This window comes from Streptomyces sp. NPDC059695, assembly GCF_042733785.1.
Lineage (GTDB): Bacteria > Actinomycetota > Actinomycetes > Streptomycetales > Streptomycetaceae > Streptomyces.
The window spans coordinates 42,089-59,958 of sequence record NZ_JBHWFF010000015.1; the positions used below are offsets into that span (position 1 = coordinate 42,089).

At 72.2% G+C, this 17,870-nt stretch carries 14 protein-coding genes; 8 read left to right on the plus strand and 6 right to left on the minus strand.

From position 1 onward, the window contains the following. Window positions 1–71 precede the first annotated feature (71 nt). Window positions 72–1,898 carry a GspE/PulE family protein gene (locus ACFV2S_RS20025; protein ID WP_385560548.1) on the minus strand — a complete coding sequence of 609 codons (1,827 nt, stop codon included), beginning with the start codon at window positions 1,896–1,898 and terminating at the stop codon, window positions 72–74. A 253-nt stretch (window positions 1,899–2,151) separates the two neighbouring features. Here ACFV2S_RS20025 and ACFV2S_RS20030 point away from each other — a divergent pair, with 253 nt between their 5' ends. From ACFV2S_RS20030 to ACFV2S_RS20040, 3 genes are all read left to right on the plus strand, one after another. Next, window positions 2,152–2,517: a type II secretion system protein gene (locus tag ACFV2S_RS20030; RefSeq protein WP_385560551.1), complete on the plus strand. Its 366-nt coding sequence runs from the start codon at window positions 2,152–2,154 to the stop codon at window positions 2,515–2,517. Window positions 2,518–2,630: 113 nt separating this feature from the next. Then, window positions 2,631–3,455 carry a prepilin peptidase gene (locus tag ACFV2S_RS20035; RefSeq protein ID WP_385560554.1) on the plus strand — a complete coding sequence of 275 codons (825 nt, stop codon included), beginning with the start codon at window positions 2,631–2,633 and terminating at the stop codon, window positions 3,453–3,455. Between the two features lie 132 nt (window positions 3,456–3,587). Then, window positions 3,588–4,136, plus strand: coding sequence for a PadR family transcriptional regulator (locus tag ACFV2S_RS20040; RefSeq protein ID WP_385560557.1), 549 nt, complete (start codon window positions 3,588–3,590; stop codon window positions 4,134–4,136). Window positions 4,137–4,276: 140 nt separating this feature from the next. Here ACFV2S_RS20040 and ACFV2S_RS20045 read toward each other — a convergent pair whose 3' ends face one another. Both ACFV2S_RS20045 and ACFV2S_RS20050 read right to left on the minus strand, forming a co-directional pair. Beyond that, the gene (locus tag ACFV2S_RS20045) at window positions 4,277–6,265 is read right to left on the minus strand and encodes an FG-GAP-like repeat-containing protein (RefSeq protein WP_385560559.1); all 1,989 of its coding nucleotides are present in this window, start codon (window positions 6,263–6,265) and stop codon (window positions 4,277–4,279) included. Between the two features lie 284 nt (window positions 6,266–6,549). Continuing rightward, window positions 6,550–7,779 (minus strand): hypothetical protein, encoded by a 1,230-nt coding sequence (locus ACFV2S_RS20050; protein ID WP_385560561.1) that lies wholly within the window; start codon window positions 7,777–7,779, stop codon window positions 6,550–6,552. A gap of 290 nt (window positions 7,780–8,069) precedes the next feature. On the opposite strand from ACFV2S_RS20050, the gene ACFV2S_RS20055 reads away from it, so the two are divergent. From ACFV2S_RS20055 to ACFV2S_RS20075, 5 genes are all read left to right on the plus strand, one after another. Continuing rightward, window positions 8,070–8,702 carry a hypothetical protein gene (locus ACFV2S_RS20055; protein WP_385560564.1) on the plus strand — a complete coding sequence of 211 codons (633 nt, stop codon included), beginning with the start codon at window positions 8,070–8,072 and terminating at the stop codon, window positions 8,700–8,702. A gap of 77 nt (window positions 8,703–8,779) precedes the next feature. Continuing rightward, window positions 8,780–10,363: a prepilin-type N-terminal cleavage/methylation domain-containing protein gene (locus ACFV2S_RS20060; RefSeq protein ID WP_385560568.1), complete on the plus strand. Its 1,584-nt coding sequence runs from the start codon at window positions 8,780–8,782 to the stop codon at window positions 10,361–10,363. 4 nt (window positions 10,364–10,367) lie between these two features. Then, on the plus strand, window positions 10,368–10,745 hold the full coding sequence (locus ACFV2S_RS20065; protein WP_385560571.1) for an excalibur calcium-binding domain-containing protein: 378 nt from the start codon (window positions 10,368–10,370) through the stop codon (window positions 10,743–10,745). A 155-nt stretch (window positions 10,746–10,900) separates the two neighbouring features. Further along, on the plus strand, window positions 10,901–13,438 hold the full coding sequence (locus ACFV2S_RS20070; protein WP_385560574.1) for a discoidin domain-containing protein: 2,538 nt from the start codon (window positions 10,901–10,903) through the stop codon (window positions 13,436–13,438). 119 nt (window positions 13,439–13,557) lie between these two features. Further along, complete coding sequence (locus ACFV2S_RS20075; protein ID WP_385560577.1) at window positions 13,558–14,163, plus strand: HutD family protein; 606 nt, start codon at window positions 13,558–13,560, stop codon at window positions 14,161–14,163. Window positions 14,164–14,286: 123 nt separating this feature from the next. On the opposite strand, the gene ACFV2S_RS20080 is transcribed toward ACFV2S_RS20075, so the two are convergent. From ACFV2S_RS20080 to ACFV2S_RS20090, 3 genes are all read right to left on the minus strand, one after another. Further along, on the minus strand, window positions 14,287–15,552 hold the full coding sequence (locus tag ACFV2S_RS20080) for an MFS transporter (RefSeq protein WP_383791423.1): 1,266 nt from the start codon (window positions 15,550–15,552) through the stop codon (window positions 14,287–14,289). Between the two features lie 14 nt (window positions 15,553–15,566). Then, window positions 15,567–16,934: a GH1 family beta-glucosidase gene (locus tag ACFV2S_RS20085; protein ID WP_385560581.1), complete on the minus strand. Its 1,368-nt coding sequence runs from the start codon at window positions 16,932–16,934 to the stop codon at window positions 15,567–15,569. Between the two features lie 231 nt (window positions 16,935–17,165). Beyond that, window positions 17,166–17,834, minus strand: coding sequence for a TetR/AcrR family transcriptional regulator (locus tag ACFV2S_RS20090; protein WP_385560583.1), 669 nt, complete (start codon window positions 17,832–17,834; stop codon window positions 17,166–17,168). Between the last annotated feature and the right edge of the window lie 36 nt (window positions 17,835–17,870).

Sequence of the window (17,870 nt, forward strand, 5' to 3'; positions counted from 1 at the left end):
CCGTGTCAGGGGTTCGTGTCGTCGGTGTGGGGGTGCGGCATCCGGCGGGCCGGGCGCCGGGAGGGGCCCGGCTAGACCACGTACACGCCGGCCATGATCTCGGCGATGGTCGTGACGCCCTCCTCCACCAGACGGACGCCGCCGTCCAGGAGGCTGTCCATGTGCTCCTCGCGGGCGGCCCTGCGGAGGCTGCTGATCGGTGCCTTCTCGACGAGCAGCCGCTTGATCGTGTCGCTCATCACGAGCAGTTCGAAGACGCCGATCCGCTCCTGGTAGCCGGTCCGGGAGCAGAAGTTGCAGCCCCGGCCCTGCCAGAACCCGATGTCGGTCGATCCGCCCGCCTTCGCGAAGAAGGCCAGTTCGTCCACGCCCGGCTCGTAGGGCTCGCGGCACTGGTCGCAGATCCGCCGCACCAGGCGCTGGCTGACCACCCCGGAGACCGTGGAGGTGATCAGGAACGGTTCGATGCCCATGTCGGTGAACCGGTGCAGTGCGGAGCAGGCGTCGGCGGCGTGGATGGAAGACAGCACGAAGTGGCCGGTGAGAGCGGACTCGACCGCGATCCGGGCCGTCTCGCCGTCCCGGATCTCGCCGACCAGGATCACGTCGGGGTCCTGCCGGAGGATCGAGCGAAGCCCGGTCGCGAACGACACGCCCGCCTGTTCGTTGATCTGGATCTGGTTCACCGACGGCACCACGTACTCCACCGGGTCCTCGATGGTGGTGATGTTGCGCTCGCTCTGGTTCAGCTCGCCGAGCGTGGCGTACAGGGTGGTCGTCTTGCCGCTGCCGGTGGGACCGCCGCAGGCGACCATGCCGTACGGGGAGCGCAGCAGGGACGAGAACCGCTCGTAGGTCGCGGCGGGCATGCCGAGCTCGGCCAGGCGCAACAGGGTGCGGTTGCTGTCGAGCAGCCGGAGGACCGCCTTCTCGCCCCAGATGGTGGGGGTGGTCGCGACCCGGATGTCGACCGACCTGCCGTCGATCTCGGTGGCGATCTGTCCGTCCTGCGGGCGCCGTTTGTCGACGATGTTCATGTTGGCCATGATCTTGATCCGGCTGATCACGGACGGGCCCATGTTCTCCGGCAGGCTCAGCACGTCGTGCAGCGCGCCGTCGATGCGGTACCGGACCCGGACCCGGTCGGAGTGCGGTTCGATGTGGATGTCCGAGGCGCGGTCGCGCAGGCCCTGGGTCAGCATGAGGTTGACCAGGTGCACGACCGGCGCGTCCTCGCTCACCACCCTGGCGCCGGACCCGGCGTTGCGGCCGGTCTCGGTGGCCTCGAAGGCCTCGACCAGACTGCTGACGCCGGCCAGCGCCCGGTAGGCGCTGTCGATCGAGCGCCGGATGTCCGAGGGGGCCGCGATCGCCAGCCGCACCTGGTCCGGCGCGACGGCCCGCCCGACCTCGTCGAGCACGCGCGGGTCCGCCGGGTCGCCGGCCGCGACGAGCAGCGTGCCCCCGGACCGCCGCACCGCGACGACGCCCAGCGAGCGGGCCAGCTTCTCCGGCACCCGGGCGGCCGCCTCGGGATCGGGTTCGCTCTGGCGCAGGTCGGCTACGGGTACGTCGAGTTGGACCGACAGCGCCTCGATCAGCGCCCGCTCGTCGACCATGCCGAGTTCGACCAGCAGGGCGCCGAGCCGCTTGCCCGACGCCGACTGCTGCAGCAGCGCCTCGTCCACCTGCGCCGGGGTGAGCAGCCCGCGCTCCACGAGCAGTTCCCCCAGGCGCGGGCGCTTCCGGCCCGCGGGCGAGGACGGCGCGGCGCCGGACGTCGCCTCCTGGGGCGCTGCGCCCGCCGGGGCCGGGGTCTCCGCTGCGTCGGGCAGGGTGCCGTCCTCCGCGGCGCCCGTCGTCGCCGCGCGGCGCCGGAGAAGCCGGCGATTCGCCATGGAACCCACCCCATTCGCGCATCCGGAACAGCGGCCGATCACGTGCCGCGAGCACCTCGCGGAACTGTCAGTCGCTGAATAGTCAGCTGCACACTACATCACGCCTCAGGCCTGTCATCTGCCGTACCGAATCGGCGATAAGTGCCGCAGCCGCCTCTTGTGTGCACACCGGGTGCTGCGTAGTCTGCCGCTGATTAATCAGGTTGTTACTAGTACCGGGTTCCGCTGAACCGGTCGCCGTAGATGGAGAAAGATGTCCACTTACCTGCAAGGCAAGCTGCGCCGTCGTACGCGCGCGCTGAACGAGGCGGCGGAGGCCGGCTTCACGCTCATCGAGCTTCTCGTGGTCATCGTGATCCTCGGCGTCCTGTCCGCCATCGTCGTCTTCTCCGTCAAGGGCATCAACGACAAGGGGCAGGACTCGGCCTGCGACACCGACAAGGCCACGATCGCGACCGCGGAGGAGGCCTACTACGCCTCCCACAACAAGTACGGCGACATGGACGAGCTGGCGAAGACGTTCCTCTCCACCAAGTCCCAGTGGTACGGCGTCAAGCTGGAGGGGGAGGGCGTCGACTACGAGATCACGCTGCTGAGCGCGTCGGGCCCCTGTAGCTGAGGGGGGCGAGTGCCGCCGGGCGGCGGCGCGAGCGCTGCCCGGCGGAACGCCGTGCGTCTCGACCCTCGTGCCCCCGTGGCGACAGCAGGGGGCGATACGGCACCATTCCTGCCATGTCATCCATATATGTCGTGATCATCGGCCTGTTGGGACTGGTGGTCGGGTCGTTCCTCAACGTCGCCGTGTCCCGGGTGCCGGCCGGGCGCTCGGTCCTGCGGCCCCGCTCCGCCTGCCCCGCGTGCGAGACGCCGATCGCGGCCCGGGACAACATCCCCGTCGTCTCCTGGCTCCTGCTCGGCCGGCGGTGCCGCGCGTGCCGGGTTCCGATCCCCGCGCGCTACCCGCTCGTCGAAGCGCTCACCGCGCTCCTGTTCGCCGCCGAGGCCCTGCGCTTCGGCCGGTCGGAAGTCCTCCCGGCCGCCCTTGTCTTCACCGCGGGCCTCCTGGCCCTGGCCGCCTGCGACGCCGAGCACTTCCTGCTCCCGCGGCGGCTGGTCTACCCGACCCTCGGACTCACCGCCGCCTGCCTGCTCGCGGCCGCCGCGGCCACCGGCGCGTGGCAGCGGCTCGGCGTGACCGCCGCCTGCGGCGTCGGTGCGTTCGCCGTCTTCTACGCCCTGCACGAGGTGCGGCCGGCCTGGCTCGGATTCGGGGACGTGCGCCTCGCCGGTCTGCTCGGCACCGGCCTCGGCTGGCTCGGCCCCTCGTACCTCGTCTTCGCGCTCCTGGCCGGCAGCGCCGTCGGGCTGCTGGTGGGCGTCGCGCTCATCGCGACCGGGCGGGCGACCCGCCAGACCCGCCTCCCCTTCGGCGTGTTCCTCGCCGCCGGCGCCATCGCCGCCCTCCTCGTCGGCGCTCCCGTCGTCCAGTGGTACGCGAGTCTGAGCGACCCGTACGCGACGGGGGCGCCGCTCGCCCCGGTCGACCACCGGTCATGACCACCCGGTTCGGCCCCTGGAGGCGGGCCGGATTCCGGCCGCGGGGGGTGTCGTCCGGCACCCGTCTCCGCCCTCCGGATCCCTTCCGGGGCGACATCGCACACGCCACTGACGCCCCTTACGCTAGGGGCCATGGGACAACCTGACCTGCCACTCGCCGAGTGGATTGTGCTCGCTCTCATGGCCGAACGCCCCACCCACGGCTTCGCCATCGCCTCCCTCACCGCGGAGGGCGCAGAAATCGGTGAGTTCTGGTACATCTCGCGACCCATGGTGTACCGGTCGATCACGCGGCTGGTCGAGCGCGAACTGATCACGCCGGTCGGTGCCGAGGAGGGCAACCGCGGACCGCAGCGCATGATCTACGCCGCCACCCGCTCGGCGAAGACGGCGGTCAGCCGGTGGCTCAGCGAACCCGTGGTCCAGCTCTTCGACGTACGCGCCGAGCTCACGTGCAAGCTTCTGCTCCTCCAGCGCCGCGACGCGAGCCCCACGCGCCTCGTCGAGCGCCAGCGGGTCGTCATCGACGAGATCGAGGAGTCGCTGCGCGCCAAGGAGCACACCGGCGACTACCTCACCCGCGCGATCTACGCCTGGCGGCTGGAGCACGTCCGCGCCGCGAGCCGGTTCCTCGACGCCGTCGACGTCGACGCGACGAGGCCGTCGGTCACGTCCGGCTGACGTGACGCGCGCGTCCTCCTCTCCTCGGCGTCCCCACCACTGACACACGCGAGACGGGCTCGGTGATCGCTTCCTCGCGATCGCCGAGCCCGTCTCTCACATCAGCGCGTCAGGGACAGCCGTCGGAGACGGCTCGCCGCCTACGGCACCTCGACGACCGTCTCGCAGGACCCGCCGACCGCGATCTTGTCCGTGCCTGGAAGCGTGGCACCGCCGTTGGCGTCGCCGGCGCAGAGGTCCGCGCCGCTCCCGCCGGCGAGGGTGTCGCTGTCGGCGCCGCCCACCACGGTGTCGTTGCCGTTGCCGCCGGAGAGCGCGTCGTTGCCGGCCCCGCCCTTGAGGACGTCGATGCCGTCACCGCCGCTGACGGAGTCGGCGCCGTCACCGGCGTCGACGTGGTCGCTGCCGCTGCCGGCCGACACGGCGTCGTTGCCGCCGAACGTGCAGATGGTGTCGTTGCCGCCGTTCCCGCTGACGCTGTCGTTCCCGTTGCCGGTCACGATCACGTCCGAGCCGCTCGTTCCGTTCACGGTCCCGTTTCCGGTGATCGTGGCGGCGAGACCGTTGCAGCCGGCCGAGACGGTCAGGGTCACGGTCGCGATGTTCGAGTCGACCGTGCCGTCCGTGGCCTTGTACGTGAAGCTGTCGGTGCCCACGTAGCCGCCGGCCGGCTGGTAGCTGAAGGAGCCGTCGGCGGCGAGCGTGAGCGCGCCGTTCGTGGGCCCGGTCACGACCGAGGCCGTCAGCGGGGTGCCGTCGGGGTCCGTGTCGTTGCCGAGGACACCGGGGGCAGCGACGACCAGCGGGGAGTCGGCGCCGGTCTTCCCGTACGACTCGTTCGCCGCGGTCGGCGTCCGGTTCGTCGCGTTGAGCAGCACCGACGCGTCCTTGACGTACGACGACAGGCTGTTGCTGTTGGCCGTGACGACATCGGGACGCCCGTCGCCGTCGAGGTCGGCCACCGCGGTGGCCTGCGGGTTGCTGCCGCCGTTGAGCCCGAACGCGAGCGGGCCGCCGAACGCGCCGGTGCCGTCGCCCTCCAGCACCACGACCTCACTCGACTCGGAGCCGGCGGCGACCAGGTCGGCGTGACCGTCGCCGTTCAGGTCGGCCACCGACACGGAGGTGAGGTTCGCCCCCGCCGACAGGACGCTCGCGGTGCCGAACCCGCCCGCGCCGTCACCGAGCAGGACGGCGATCCGCCCCGGCACACCGGGCGCCACGAGGACCGCGTCCAGCGTGCCGTCCTCGTCGACGTCGGCGAGCTTCAGCTCGGACGGCAGCGTCACGCCGGCCGGGATGCTCGAAGGCGCCCCGAAGCCTCCGTCGCCGTCGCCCGCCAGTACGGAGAGCGTGCCGTTGACGGTGTTCGCGGTGACGAGGTCGAGGTGGCCGTCGCCGTCGAGATCGGCGGCCGCGATGCCCTGCGGGCCGGTGCCTGCGCCCAGTCCGGTCTGCGCGGCCGCGCCGAACGTGCCGTCGCCGTTGCCGAGGACCACGGACACGTTGTTCGTGTTCGTGTTGGACGTCGCGAGGTCCGGCTTGCCGTCCTCGTCGAAGTCGCCGACGGAGACGTCGGCCGGGAAGCGGGCCACACACGGGTTGTCGCCGGTGGTGTCGCACCCGGGCGTCGGGTTGAGCTGGAGCGCCCTTCCGGTGCCGAGGGCGCCGGTGCCGTCGCCGAGCCAGGCCAGGGCGACGTTGCCGCGCGCGTCCTGGCTGATGACGTCCTGGTGGCCGTCGCCGTCGACGTCGCGGATGATCGCCGAGTGCAGGAAGAGGCTCGACGAGGTGCGGGGCGCCGCGTACTTCGTGACGGCGCCGAAGGCACCGCCGCCCGAGCCGAGGAACACGCCGAGGCCCTCGGTGCGGATGCCCGTCACCAGGTCCGGCTTCCCGTCCTCGTTGAGATCGCCGATCGCCACGGCGGAGCCGCCGCGGCCGTTGTCGTCGAGGTTCACCGCGGTGCCGAAGCCGGTCGTGTTGGTGACGGTCGCCGTGGCCGGTGTGGCGGCCATGACGACGGTCGCCACCGCGAAGACGAGCGCCGGGATCCGACGCGGCCGGATGCGCGTGGCCGCGGCCGGGAGGCCGTCCGGGGTGAGGTGACGACGTGGTGATCTGCTCATGGTGTGGCCCCTCCTCAGGGCCTGGACTGCGGGGAGTCGGTGATGCGCCCGGCGGTTGCGACCGCCGAGTGAGGTGCCGGGCCGGTCGTTGCCGAACCGGCCGGGCACGGGTGGCCGGGCGGCGTCACGCCCGTTTCCACTAGTCAATGACTGACAACTGAGGCAGGAAGCACGGTCCGTGCCGTCCGGCCCCGTGGGGCCGGTGACGAGGGCCGGCGGGCCGGGACCACCGGCGGGCGATGTCCCTGCCCGGCCGGCGGTCCGCTGCCTCGTGCCCGGGGCTTCTAGTAGCCGTAGGCGGCGAGCGTCGACTGGATGGTGCCGTCGGTCTCCCACTTGTTCCGGAACAGGTCGCTCCAGGCGGCCGCGGCACCGGTGTGGCCACCGGTCAGGGCGACGCCGAACTGCTCGATGTCGCCGTAGCCGGAGTACTCGCTCGAGTCGACCTCGGTCCACACGTTGGGGTCATTGGCCGTGGTGCCGTTGAGCGAGCTCGACGTCCAGCTCACGTTCACGACGTTCGACTTCGCGACGAGACCCAGCTGGGTGTTCCCGCCCGCGTTCGCCGTCACCGCGCCACGCACCTGGCTGATGCCCGACTCGATGCGCACCTTGCAGGCCGTGCCGGCGCTGTCGCACGCGCTGCCCCGGAACACGTTCTGGCCCGCACCGCTGTCGGTCCAGGTGAACCCGTTCTGGATCAGGGCCTGCTTGGACGCCGCACCGAACGGGGCGGAGGCCGGGTCGGCGACCGCGACGCGGCGCCCGCTCGTCCCGAGCCACGTCACGAGGCCGGCGACCGTCGTGGGGGCGCCGCCGGAGACCGGGGAGGCGTCACAACGGGGCGACTGGGCCTTGCCGTTGCCGCTGCCGTTGGCGTCCGCGCCGAGCGCCAGCGGCGGAGTCCCGCCGTTGGAGGGGTCGTCGCCCTTGGTCGAGCCCGCCCAGTTGCCGTCGCAGCTGTAGATCGCCAGGTGCCCGATCGCCACGGGGCGCTTGCTGTTGACGTCGCCGTTGCACTCGACGCCCCCGCCCGCCGTGCAGGTTCCGCCGTCCGCGGTGGGGATGACCGCGTCCACGTTGGTCTCGTCCGCCGACAGGAACGCGTCGATGTGCAGGGGACCGTCGACGCAGTTGTTCGACGAGGAGGGGTTACAGGTGGTGTAGGGGCCGGCGCTCTTCAGCTGCTGGCGCAGGCTTCCCGACGTGATGCCCCGCATCGTCGACGTGTCGATCGCCGGCTTGTTCCAGAACCCGCCGACCTGCGACGCGGTGTTCGCCGTGAACGGCGTGAACCCCTCCAGCGTCGCGATCCGGCCCTTGATGTCCTTCAGGGCTGGATACATGTTGTTCGCGACCCCGACCTCCGAATCCGTGGTGGCCGACGCCGTCGGGGCCACGGCGGCGATCAGCGTCGTGGCGAGGGCGCCCGCGGCGAACGCGTTCCGTATGCGGCGCAGCGCGGTGCGCCCGGAGTTCGAAGCGCCACGAGCACGCATGGACTGTCTTTGCATTTGCTACTCCTTGTTGACTCGGTCGGTGGCGGCGGCCGCGTGAGAGCCCCACTGGGGGGAGTGAGCGGATGTCTGAAATGTCTTACGCATCTGCGTCACATCTCGGCGTAGTGGCGCCGCACACGCCTAGATGGTGCTCACGTGATCACTCAGTAGTCAATCATTGACAACTTTGCTCACTGTGGGTGTAATGCACACGTCCAGCCCGCGGCGGGCCGTCGGGTGAGTGCCGTCGGCCCGCCGCGGCACGCGAGGTGAAGGGCCGTCGGCACGATGAGCAGAGGCGTCACATGGCAGTGAAGAGCAGACTGTCGCGCTCGCGCGCGATCGGGCGGGTTGCGCTGGTTCTCGCGGTGGCCGCGGTGGCGCTCGTCGCCGTGGTACTGGTGCGCGGCGGGTCGGATTCCGCCGCGCAGGGCCGGAACTCCCAGCCGGAGTGGTGCACGCCGGGCACTCCGCGCTCCGCGCTCTGCCCGTACAACGAGGTGTTCGTCGCGAAGGAGTACGTCACCCACGGCAAGGCCTTCGAGTGCGGCAACTTCGCCAGTCAGGCGGATGCCCAGGCGGTGCTGCGGGCCGATCCCGGCGATCCGAACCGCCTCGACGAGGGAGGCGGTGTCGCGTGTCGCGGGCTGGCGGCACCGCGCGACACCGAACCGGTGCTCCGCACGCGGAAGTTCACGTGCGGTCCCGGCGACACGCGCAGCGCGCTGTGCCCCCAGCCGAAGCGGGCCTTCGACGCACGCTGGTTCCTCCGCTACGGCAATGACGCCTACGACTGCTCCGACCTCGCGAGCCAGGCGGACGCGCAGGCCGTCCTGCGCTTCGAGCCGGGCGATCCGAACCGGCTCGACGAGGACGCGAACGGCATCGCGTGCCCGGACCTGCCGGGACCCAAGGACGACAAGCCGGTGCGACGGTGAACTCCGTGACGCGGCAAGGGCTCGCGCGTGCGCTCGGGCCGGACGTGACCCATCGATCGAAGGAAGCCCCCACCGTCATGACACCGGACCCTCGCCCGTTCTCCTTGCGCGCCAGACGCGAGGACGGCTTCACGCTCATCGAGTTGCTCGTGGCCATCGTGATCCTCGGTGTCCTGGCGGCGGTCGTGGTGTTCTCCGTCCGGGGCATCGGCGACAAGGGTCGTGAGAACGCGGTCGCCGCGGACGCGGCGACCCTGCGCACGGCGGAGGAGGCCTACTGCGCGAAGTACGGGCGCTACGCGTCGATCGACGACCTGAAGGAAGCCAAGTTGTTGAGGGGTGATCCGGTCTACAACATGGTGGCGGTCGGCAACGAGAAGAAGTGCGGGCGAGGCGAGAGTTCGTCGTTCACCCTGTACGGCACCTCGCCGATGGAGAACGGGGCGAGCAAGATCCCGGTGGGCGCGAGCCCGGTCGACCTCGCGGTCGACGAGAAGGCCGACCGCGTGTACGTCGTCGCCTCCGGCAGCAAGAGCGTGACCGTGATCGACGGCAGGACCGACACCCCGATCGGTTCTCCGATCGACGTCTCCAGTGCCGTCTCGACCCCGACCCGGATCGCGGTCAACACCGGGACGGGACAGGTCTACGTCGGAGGTACGGGCGGTCTCGCGGTCATCGACACGGCGAACGCCGATCGCGTGACCCGCATCGACTTCCCGGCGGCCGTGAGCGCCGTCGCGGTCTCTCCCGAGAACGGCGAGGTGTACGTCGCCGGCGGTACGACGAGCAGTTCGACGGTGGCCTACATCGCGGCCGGAAGCGCGGAGGCCACGCAGATCTCCCTGCCCGCCGGGGTGGTCGTGAGCGGGGACAACGGCACGGACTTCGCTTTCGACGCCTCGCGCCACGCGGTGTACCTCGCGAAGAGCAACGTCGGCACCGGTGCGACCGAAGCCGCCAGCATCGGCCTGTTCGCCATCTCGTCGGAGACCCACACGGCCAGGATCGCCTGGAAGTCCCCGACGAAGTCGTCCTGCAACAGCTATACGGGGGACAACCTCCTCGCGAGGTCCGTCATCGGCAGCGTCGCCGTCGATCCGCACCGGAACCTCGTCTACCTCCTTGCTGAGAGGTGTGTCGCGCCGAAGGGCAGTGTTCGGACGACGATCGCCGTCAACCCCACCGAGCAGACCGCGAAGGCGATCGACGAACCGGTGGGTGCGAAAGGCACTCCCATCGCCGCGGCCTACAGCTCCGCGGCAGGGTCGGTCTACGTCTACGCCAACGCCGCCGGTTCAGAGACCTGTGGCGGATACGCGGGCCGCATCGTCCGCATCGCCGGAACGAAGGTCATGGGACAGTCGGCGGCCTGCGGAGCGACCGCAGCCGGCACCGGGGGCAACCAAACGCACAAGATGGCCGTGCTGAACAGTCTCAACAGGGTCTTTGCCGCACAGATGTATGAGATCGACAAGGAGAGCGGCCGCGTCCTGGCGCCCGGCGGCCTCGCGGTGGCCGACGGCACCACGTACCTGACGCAGGCTCCGCTGGGCCCGGCCGTCCAGTTCACCGCGCTCGCCGTGAACAACAAGACGGCGAAGGTGTACGCGCTCGATCCGGCCGGAACGGTCGCGGTGTTCCGGACGGGATCGGCCTGAGACCATGCGAGACCAGTCACGCACCCTCCCCCGGGGCCGGAGTCTCCGTCCCCTCGTCGCCGCGATCGGCGCGATCGCGGCGCTCGCCCTGACCGCCTGCTCCGGAGGCGAAGCCCCGGCCCGCACCTTCGACGTCTCCCCGTACGTGCACCAGGGGCACGTCGTCGACTGCGACGTGTTCACGAGCCAGGCCGACGCGCAGGCGGTGCTGCGGGCGGACATGTTCGACCCGAACGGACTCGACCGGGACGGCGACGGCATCGCCTGCCCCGAGCTTCCCGGGCCGACGGACAAGAGCGCCGTCCACCGTGACTTCATGACCGACAAGGACGGCGCGCCGATCGCCGAGCCGGTCAAACCGGCACCGAAGCGGTCACAGTGACCCGAAGGGCCCCCGCGGGCCGGATCGTCCCGCGGGGGCCCTTCGTGCGCGGCCGCCGCGGGTTCGGGCCAACTCGTCCGATCAGTGATCGGGTTGCTCCGTTCTGGCCTATCTTCTAGGGGCCCGTACCCGTTCGTGTCCCCCAGGAGGTCCGCTTGCAGCCCCGCGGCATACGCTTCCGTCGCTCCCCCCTGCTCATCGCACTCGGCCTCGGCTCGCTGATCGTCGGCGTCACGCCCTGGCTCGGAGTGGCGAGCACGGGGGCGGGGAGCGGCGGTGCGATACCCCGGCCGGTGCCGAAGGACGCCGCCCAGTCGGCGGCCAAGCCGCCGCCGCACCACGGCGTCGTCCCGGCGAACGCCATGGAGCCCACGGCTCCCGTGCTCGCCCGGACCGGCTGGACCGTCACGGCGAGCGACGAGGAGACCTCCGGGGAGAACGGCCGCGCGGCCAACGTCCTCGACGGCGACACGACCACCGTCTGGCACAGCAGGTGGTCCGGGACACCGGCCCCGCTGCCGCACAGCATCACCCTCGACATGCACCGCACGGCCGTGGTCTCCGCGCTCGTCTACCAGCCCCGCATCGTCGGCACCAACGGCCGTGTCGGTGAGTACAGCATCAGCCTGAGCACCGACGGCCTAGACTGGGGCGCCCCGGTCGCCACCGGCACGCTCGCGGACGACGCCGCCGCCAAGACCCTCGGATTCGCCCCGAAGGGCGCGCGGTTCGTCCGGCTCACCGCCGTCACCGAGGCCGGCCGGCGCGGCCCGTGGACCTCCGCGGCGGAGCTCAACCTCCTCGGCGACCCCGGCACCCCGGCGGCCACGGTCGACCTGCCCCGGACCGGATGGACGGCCACGGCGAGCGACGAGGAGACCGCCAGGGAGAACGCCCGCGCGGCCAACGTCCTCGACGGCGACCTCGACACCTACTGGCACAGCAGGTGGTCCGGGACCCCGGCGCCGCTGCCGCACAGCATCACCCTGGACACACACCGCACGACGACCGTCTCCGCGCTCGTGTACCAGCCCCGCAAGGCGAGCGCGAACGGGCGCGTGGGCACGTACACCGTGACCACCAGCACCGACGGCACCACCTTCGGGGCACCGGTCGCCGCGGGCAGCTGGCGTGACGACGACACCGTCAAGACCGCCACCTTCACCCGTGCCGTCGACGCCCGGTACATCCGGCTGACCGTGTCCCGCGAGGCCGGCAACCGGGGGCCCTGGACCTCCGCCGCCGAGATACGCCTGAGTGGACCGGCCGCCCCGGCCGTCCACGGCTCCTGGGACCGGATCACCGGCTTCCCGCTCGTCCCGGTGGCCACCGCCGTCCTGCCGGGGGACAAGCTCCTGGCCTGGTCGGCGTACGCGTTCGACCGCTTCGGCGGCAGCCTGGGCTACACGCAGACGGCGATCCTGGACCTCAAGACCGGCAGGGTCACCCAGCGCCGCATCGACAACACCGGCCACGACATGTTCTGCCCGGGCATAGCGATGCTCGCCGACGGCCGGGTCCTGGTCACCGGCGGCAGCAACGCCGAGAAGGCGAGCATCTACGACCCGGCCACCGACACCTGGTCCGCGACCTCCAGCATGAACATCCCGCGCGGCTACCAGGCGATGACCCTGCTCTCCACCGGCGAGGCCTTCGTCCTCGGGGGATCCTGGAGCGGCACGGCGGGCGACAAGTCCGGTGAGGTCTGGTCCCCGGAGACCGGCACCTGGCGCACGCTCCCGGGCGTACCCGCCGTCCCGGCGATGACGGCCGACCCCCGAGGCGCCTACCGCGCCGACAACCACATGTGGCTGTACGCCACCACCGGCGGCAAGGTCCTCCAGCTCGGCCCGAGCAAGCAGATGAACTGGATCACGACCACCGGGGACGGGAGCATCACCTCCGCCGGGAACCGGGCCGACAGCCAGGACGCCATGACCGGCAACGCCGTCCCGTACGACATCGGCAGGGTGCTCACCCTGGGCGGCTCGCCCGCGTACGACAACACGCCCGCCACCCGGCGCGCGTACACGGTGAGCGTCGACGGCGATGAGGCCCGGGCCGCCCGCACCGGCGACATGGCCTATCCCCGCGCCTTCGGCAACAGCGTCGTGCTGCCCGACGGCAAGGTCGCCGTCTTCGGCGGGCAGTCGTACCCCGTGCCGTTCAGCGACGCCACGTCCGTGCTGACCCCCGAGCTGTGGGACCCGGCGACCGGGCGCTTCACGCCGCTCGCCACCATGGCCATCCCGCGCAACTACCACAGCGTCGCGAACCTGCTGCCCGACGGGCGCGTCTTCTCCGGTGGCGGCGGTCTGTGCGGCGACTGCGCCACCAACCACGCCGACGGGGCTGTGTTCACCCCGCCGTACCTGCTCAACGCGGACGGCTCGCCCAAGCCGCGTCCCGTCATCACCGGCGGCGTGCCGCCCCGGGCCGCCGCCGGCGCCTCGCTGACCGTGAGCACCGGGGGGCCGGTCGCGTCCTTCGTCCTGATGCGGGCGGCGGCCGCGACCCACTCGACGGACAACGACCAGCGACGGGTCCCGCTGACCTCCACGGCCGTGGCGCCCGGCTCGTACTCCGTCTCCATCCCGGCCGACAGGGGTGTGCTCCTGCCCGGCACCTACATGCTCTTCGCCCTGGACGCCCAGGGGGTGCCGAGCACCGCCCGCTTCATCACCGTCACCTGACGGCACGGCAGCGGGTCACGGCCACCGGTACGACAGCGGCGTCCGCCGCCCCTCGCGGGCGCCGGGCGCCGCGCCGCCGTCCGGCGTCCCGGAGGGGTCGTAGATTGGGGGAGACGGGCGTGATCCGCACCCGTACCGCCCACAGCCCGGGAGTCCCCATGCACCGCTTCGATGTCGAGACCCTGACGGTGGGGCGGTGGCGGAACGGCGGCGGCGCCACCCGGGAGATCGTCTCGTGGCCCGTGGGCGCGGAGGGGTTCCAGTGGCGGGCGAGCGTCGCCGACATCGATCGCGACGGGCCGTTCTCGGCGTTCCCCGGGGTCGTCCGGACGTTCACCCCGCTCACGGGCGACGGTGTGCGGCTGACGGCTCCCGGAGGGTTCGACCGGACGGCGCGTACGGAGGAGCCCCTGGAGTTCCCCGGGGGCCTGGAGCTCGTCGCCGAACTGCTCGGCGGGCCCTGCCGGGTGCTCAACCTGATGGTGCGGGGCGACCGCCCGGCGGCCCGGGTGGAGCGGGTCACCGGACGCGTCGTACCGCCGGAAGGCCATGCCGGGGTGCTCCACGTGCTGCGCGGCCGGTGGCGGGCGGGGGACGGCGGCGCCCCGCTGGAGGCCGGGCAGGGCGTGTGGTGGGCCGGGGACGACGGGGCGCCGGGCGGAGCGGTCGAGCCGCTCGCACCCGGCGCCGCCGCCCTCTGGGCGGATGTCGCACCCGTGGAGTGAGGACGACGGGCCCGTGGGACGGCCCTCCTCCCCGGCCGGTCGCGGGACGGCCCCTCCCCGGCCGTCGCGGAACGGCCCCTGGTCCGGTCGGCTCTGGGACGTCCCCGCACCCTCGCGGTGCTGTCAGGCCACCCCCCGGATGCGGTGGACGAGGAGGCCCCCGGCGAGGATGACCAGCGCCGCGACGGCGTACAGACCGGTGTAGCCGCCGAGGTGGGCGATGACCGGTGAGGCGAGGGCGGGAGCCAGGACCTGGGGTCCGGAGTTCGCGATGTTGATGACGCCGAGGTCCTTCGCGCGGTCGGCCGCCGCCGGCAGGACCTGGGTGACCAGGGCCTGGTCGACGGCGAGATAGATCCCGTACCCCCCGCCGAGGACCGCCGCGGCGGCGAGTGCGGACGGCCAGGTGTGGACCAGGGCGAGCAGCAGCGCGGCGGCGGCCATGACGAGCGAGCAGAGGACGACGAACCCCTTGCGGCGTCCGGCGCGGTCGGACAGCACCCCCACGGGGACGGCCGTGAGCGCCGCGCAGAGCGTGTAGACCACCGTGAGGATCAGCACGCCGGTGCCGGGATCGCCGTAGTGGACGGCGTCGGCGAGGAAGTAGAACAGGTAGAGGGTGCCGAGCGCGTTGCCCAGGTTGATCAGGAACCGGGTGAGCCACGCCCAGCCGAAGTCGGGGTGCTGCCGGGGGCTCACCCAGAACGAGCGGGCGAACGCGCGGGCGTCGAAGGCCGGCCGCAGCGCCCGGGGCAGCACCGGCTCGGTCTGGCGCAGCGCGAAGGGGAGGGCGAGGGCGACGGTGAGCACGGCGAGCGTGACGTAGCCGGACCCCACGCCGGTGACCAGGAGGGTCGTGATCAGCGCCCCGAGGACCAGGCCGACGGACTGCATGAGCCCCGTCCAGCCGGACACCACCGCGCGCTGCGTGAGCGGCACGCGGTCGGCGATCGGTGTGGTGACGCCGGCCAGCATCGCGTTGAGGCCCAGCTGCGCGAGGCACCAGCCGGCGGCGACTCCCGCCACGGTGTGCTGCGAGGCGGTGACCGCGAGGCCCGCCGCCCCGGTGACGGCGCCGCCGACGATCCAGGGCCTGCGGCGCCCGAACCGGCTCGTGGTGCGGTCGGACCACGCGCCGGCGAGCGGGTTCGCGAGGACCGCCACGAGCGCGCCGAGTCCGGTGACGAGCGACAGCGCGGTGTTCTTGTCGTGCGGGTCGATGTGCTCCAGCTGGAGCGGCAGGAGGATCTGGATGGGCGTCATGAACGCCATGAAGACGGCGAGGGTGGCCAGCGAGAGGCTCGCCGTCCACCCGGCCTTGACCGGGACGGTGGGCTCGGCGAGGACGGCGGCGACGTCCTCGGCGGCCCCTTCCGCAGCGTGGGCCATGATGAATCCGTCGCTCAGGGCCGCTGCGAGGCGATGAGGTCGCGGTACCACGCGAAGCTCTCCCGGGGGGTGCGCCGACCCGTGGCGAAGTCGACCTCGACCAGGCCGAAGCGCTGGTGATAGCCCTCGGCCCACTCGAAGTTGTCGAGGAGCGACCAGGTGAAGTAGCCCCGCACGTCCACCCCCCGGGCCACGGCGTCCGCGACCGCGGTGATGTGTCCGGCGAGGTAGTCGACGCGCTCCGGGTCCTGCGGCCCGGCCGGGTGCGAGCAGCCGTTCTCGGTGATCCACACGGGGGGCAGGGCGTCGCCGTAGCGGTCCTTGAGGCCGGTGAGCAGCTCCGTGAGCCCCTCGGGGACGACCGGCCAGTCGAACGCGGTGCGCCGGTACGTCTCCTGGGGTTCGGCCAGGTCGAACGGCAGCCCTGCGGCCGGATCGGCCGGGGCCGTCACCCAGGTCGGGTTGTAGTAGTTGATGCCGATGCCGTCCAGCGGTGCGGAGATGATCTCCAGATCCCCTTCGCGCACCACTCCTCCCCAGCTCGGGTCGGTCATGCCGTACGCGGAGAGGTCGGGGTAACTTCCCTTGAGGACAGGGTCGTTGAAGAGGCGGTTGTGCAGGGCGTCGTACGCCGCGGCCGCCGCCGCGTCCCCGTCCGCGCGGGCGTCCGGGCGCAGCCTCACCGGCGTGCAGTTGTTGGCGACGAGCACCTCGGCGTCCGGAACGGCCGTCCGCAGCGCGGCGGTCGCGAGGCCGTGGCCGAGCAGCTGGTGGTGCGCGACGGGCAGCGCGTCCAGCATCAGGGCGCGGCCCGGGGCGTGGACCCCGAAGGCGTAGCCGAAGGCCATGTGCACGAATGGCTCGTTCAGGGTGATCCACCGCTTGACCCGGTCGCCGAGCCGCTCCGCCGTCACCGCCGCGAACTCCCCGAACCGGTACGCCGTCTCGCGGTTCGGCCAGCCGCCCTCGTCCTCCAGGGCCTGCGGCAGGTCCCAGTGGAAGAGCGTGGGCGTGGGCTGGATCCCCGCGTCGAGCAGTGCGTCGACCAGCCGGTCGTAGAAGTCGAGGCCGCGCGGCTCGACCTTGCCCGCGCCGGTGGGCAGGACGCGCGGCCAGGAGACCGAGAAGCGGTAGGCGTCGAGCCCGAGCCCGCGCATCAGCGCGACGTCCTCGTCGAACCGGTGGTAGTGGTCGCAGGCGACCTCGCCGGTGTGGCCGTCGCGGACGGCCCCGGGGCGCCGCACGAAGGTGTCCCAGATCGAGGGCCCCTTGCCGTCCTCCTCGGCCGCGCCCTCGATCTGGTACGCGGCGGTGGAGGCGCCCCAGACGAAGCCGGGCGGAAGAAGGGGGAGTCGGGTGGGATCGGTGGGGCTGGAGGTCACGGGTTCCTGCCTTCGCTGCTGGCTCGCCGTCCGAGGTGGGCCGCAACGTAACATGAACACTCGTTCACGTTCTACGGTCGGGACGAGGCGGATCCGAGGCGGATCCGGGGCGGTTGGGCCGGTTGGGGACGGGGCAGATCCGGGGTGGGCCGGTCCGGTCAGGGACGGGCCGGTCAAGGGCGGGCCGGTTCGGGCGGTCCGGTCCACTCCTCCCGGTCCACTCCTCCCGGTTCACCCCTCCCCGGCGGCCACCCGCTCGCGCAGGTCCTCCCAGTAGCGGTCCAGCATCCGCTTGAGCTCTTCGACGGTCTCCAGGTCCGGCTCGCCGTCCCCCTTGAACACCTCGTGCAGCACGGCGTTGGCCGCCCACACCACCATGCGCGTCGCGCGCCGGGCCCGCTCGCCTCCGCGCCCGCCGGTCAGGTGCTCCACGATGCGCCGCAGGCCCTCAGCGATCAGCGCGTTGCTCGCCTCGTCGGCGCGGGCGAGCTCGGGGCTGAGGTGCCGCCCGGCCCACAGCGCCATGCCCCCCGGCTGCGACCGGAACACCTCGCTGTAGACGTCGACCATCGTGCCGACCAGGTCGGTCAGTTCTCCCTCGACGGCCCGCTCGACCAGCTTGTCGATGGCGGTCCCGAAGGTCTCCAGGTACCGCCGGCCGAGCGCGTCCACGACGGCGCCCTTGTCCGGGTAGAACTGGTAGATGCTGCCGACCGGCACGCCCGCGTCCTCGGCGATCCGGCGCATCGTCAGCGCCTCGTACCCCTCCCGCGAGAGGAGCCGGTCGGCCGCGCCGAGGATGGCCTCGACCCGCGCCCTGCTGCGTGCCTGCTGCGGCTTCCTCCGCACGCGCGGCGCCGCCTCCGGATCGGTCCGTGCCGCTTCCGTCGCCTCTGTCACCCCATGCTCCCGGTCGTCCGACGGGGGCGAACGTAG

Coding starts and splice junctions, on each gene's coding strand:
- ACFV2S_RS20040 (WP_385560557.1), top strand. CDS start 3,588: ATGGGACAACCTGACCTGCCACTCGCCGAGTGGATTGTGCTCGCTCTC.
- ACFV2S_RS20080 (WP_383791423.1), bottom strand. CDS start 15,552: ATGGCCCACGCTGCGGAAGGGGCCGCCGAGGACGTCGCCGCCGTCCTC.
- ACFV2S_RS20065 (WP_385560571.1), top strand. CDS start 10,368: ATGCGAGACCAGTCACGCACCCTCCCCCGGGGCCGGAGTCTCCGTCCC.
- ACFV2S_RS20025 (WP_385560548.1), bottom strand. CDS start 1,898: ATGGCGAATCGCCGGCTTCTCCGGCGCCGCGCGGCGACGACGGGCGCC.
- ACFV2S_RS20050 (WP_385560561.1), bottom strand. CDS start 7,779: ATGCAAAGACAGTCCATGCGTGCTCGTGGCGCTTCGAACTCCGGGCGC.
- ACFV2S_RS20055 (WP_385560564.1), top strand. CDS start 8,070: ATGGCAGTGAAGAGCAGACTGTCGCGCTCGCGCGCGATCGGGCGGGTT.
- ACFV2S_RS20045 (WP_385560559.1), bottom strand. CDS start 6,265: ATGAGCAGATCACCACGTCGTCACCTCACCCCGGACGGCCTCCCGGCC.
- ACFV2S_RS20060 (WP_385560568.1), top strand. CDS start 8,780: ATGACACCGGACCCTCGCCCGTTCTCCTTGCGCGCCAGACGCGAGGAC.
- ACFV2S_RS20035 (WP_385560554.1), top strand. CDS start 2,631: ATGTCATCCATATATGTCGTGATCATCGGCCTGTTGGGACTGGTGGTC.
- ACFV2S_RS20030 (WP_385560551.1), top strand. CDS start 2,152: ATGTCCACTTACCTGCAAGGCAAGCTGCGCCGTCGTACGCGCGCGCTG.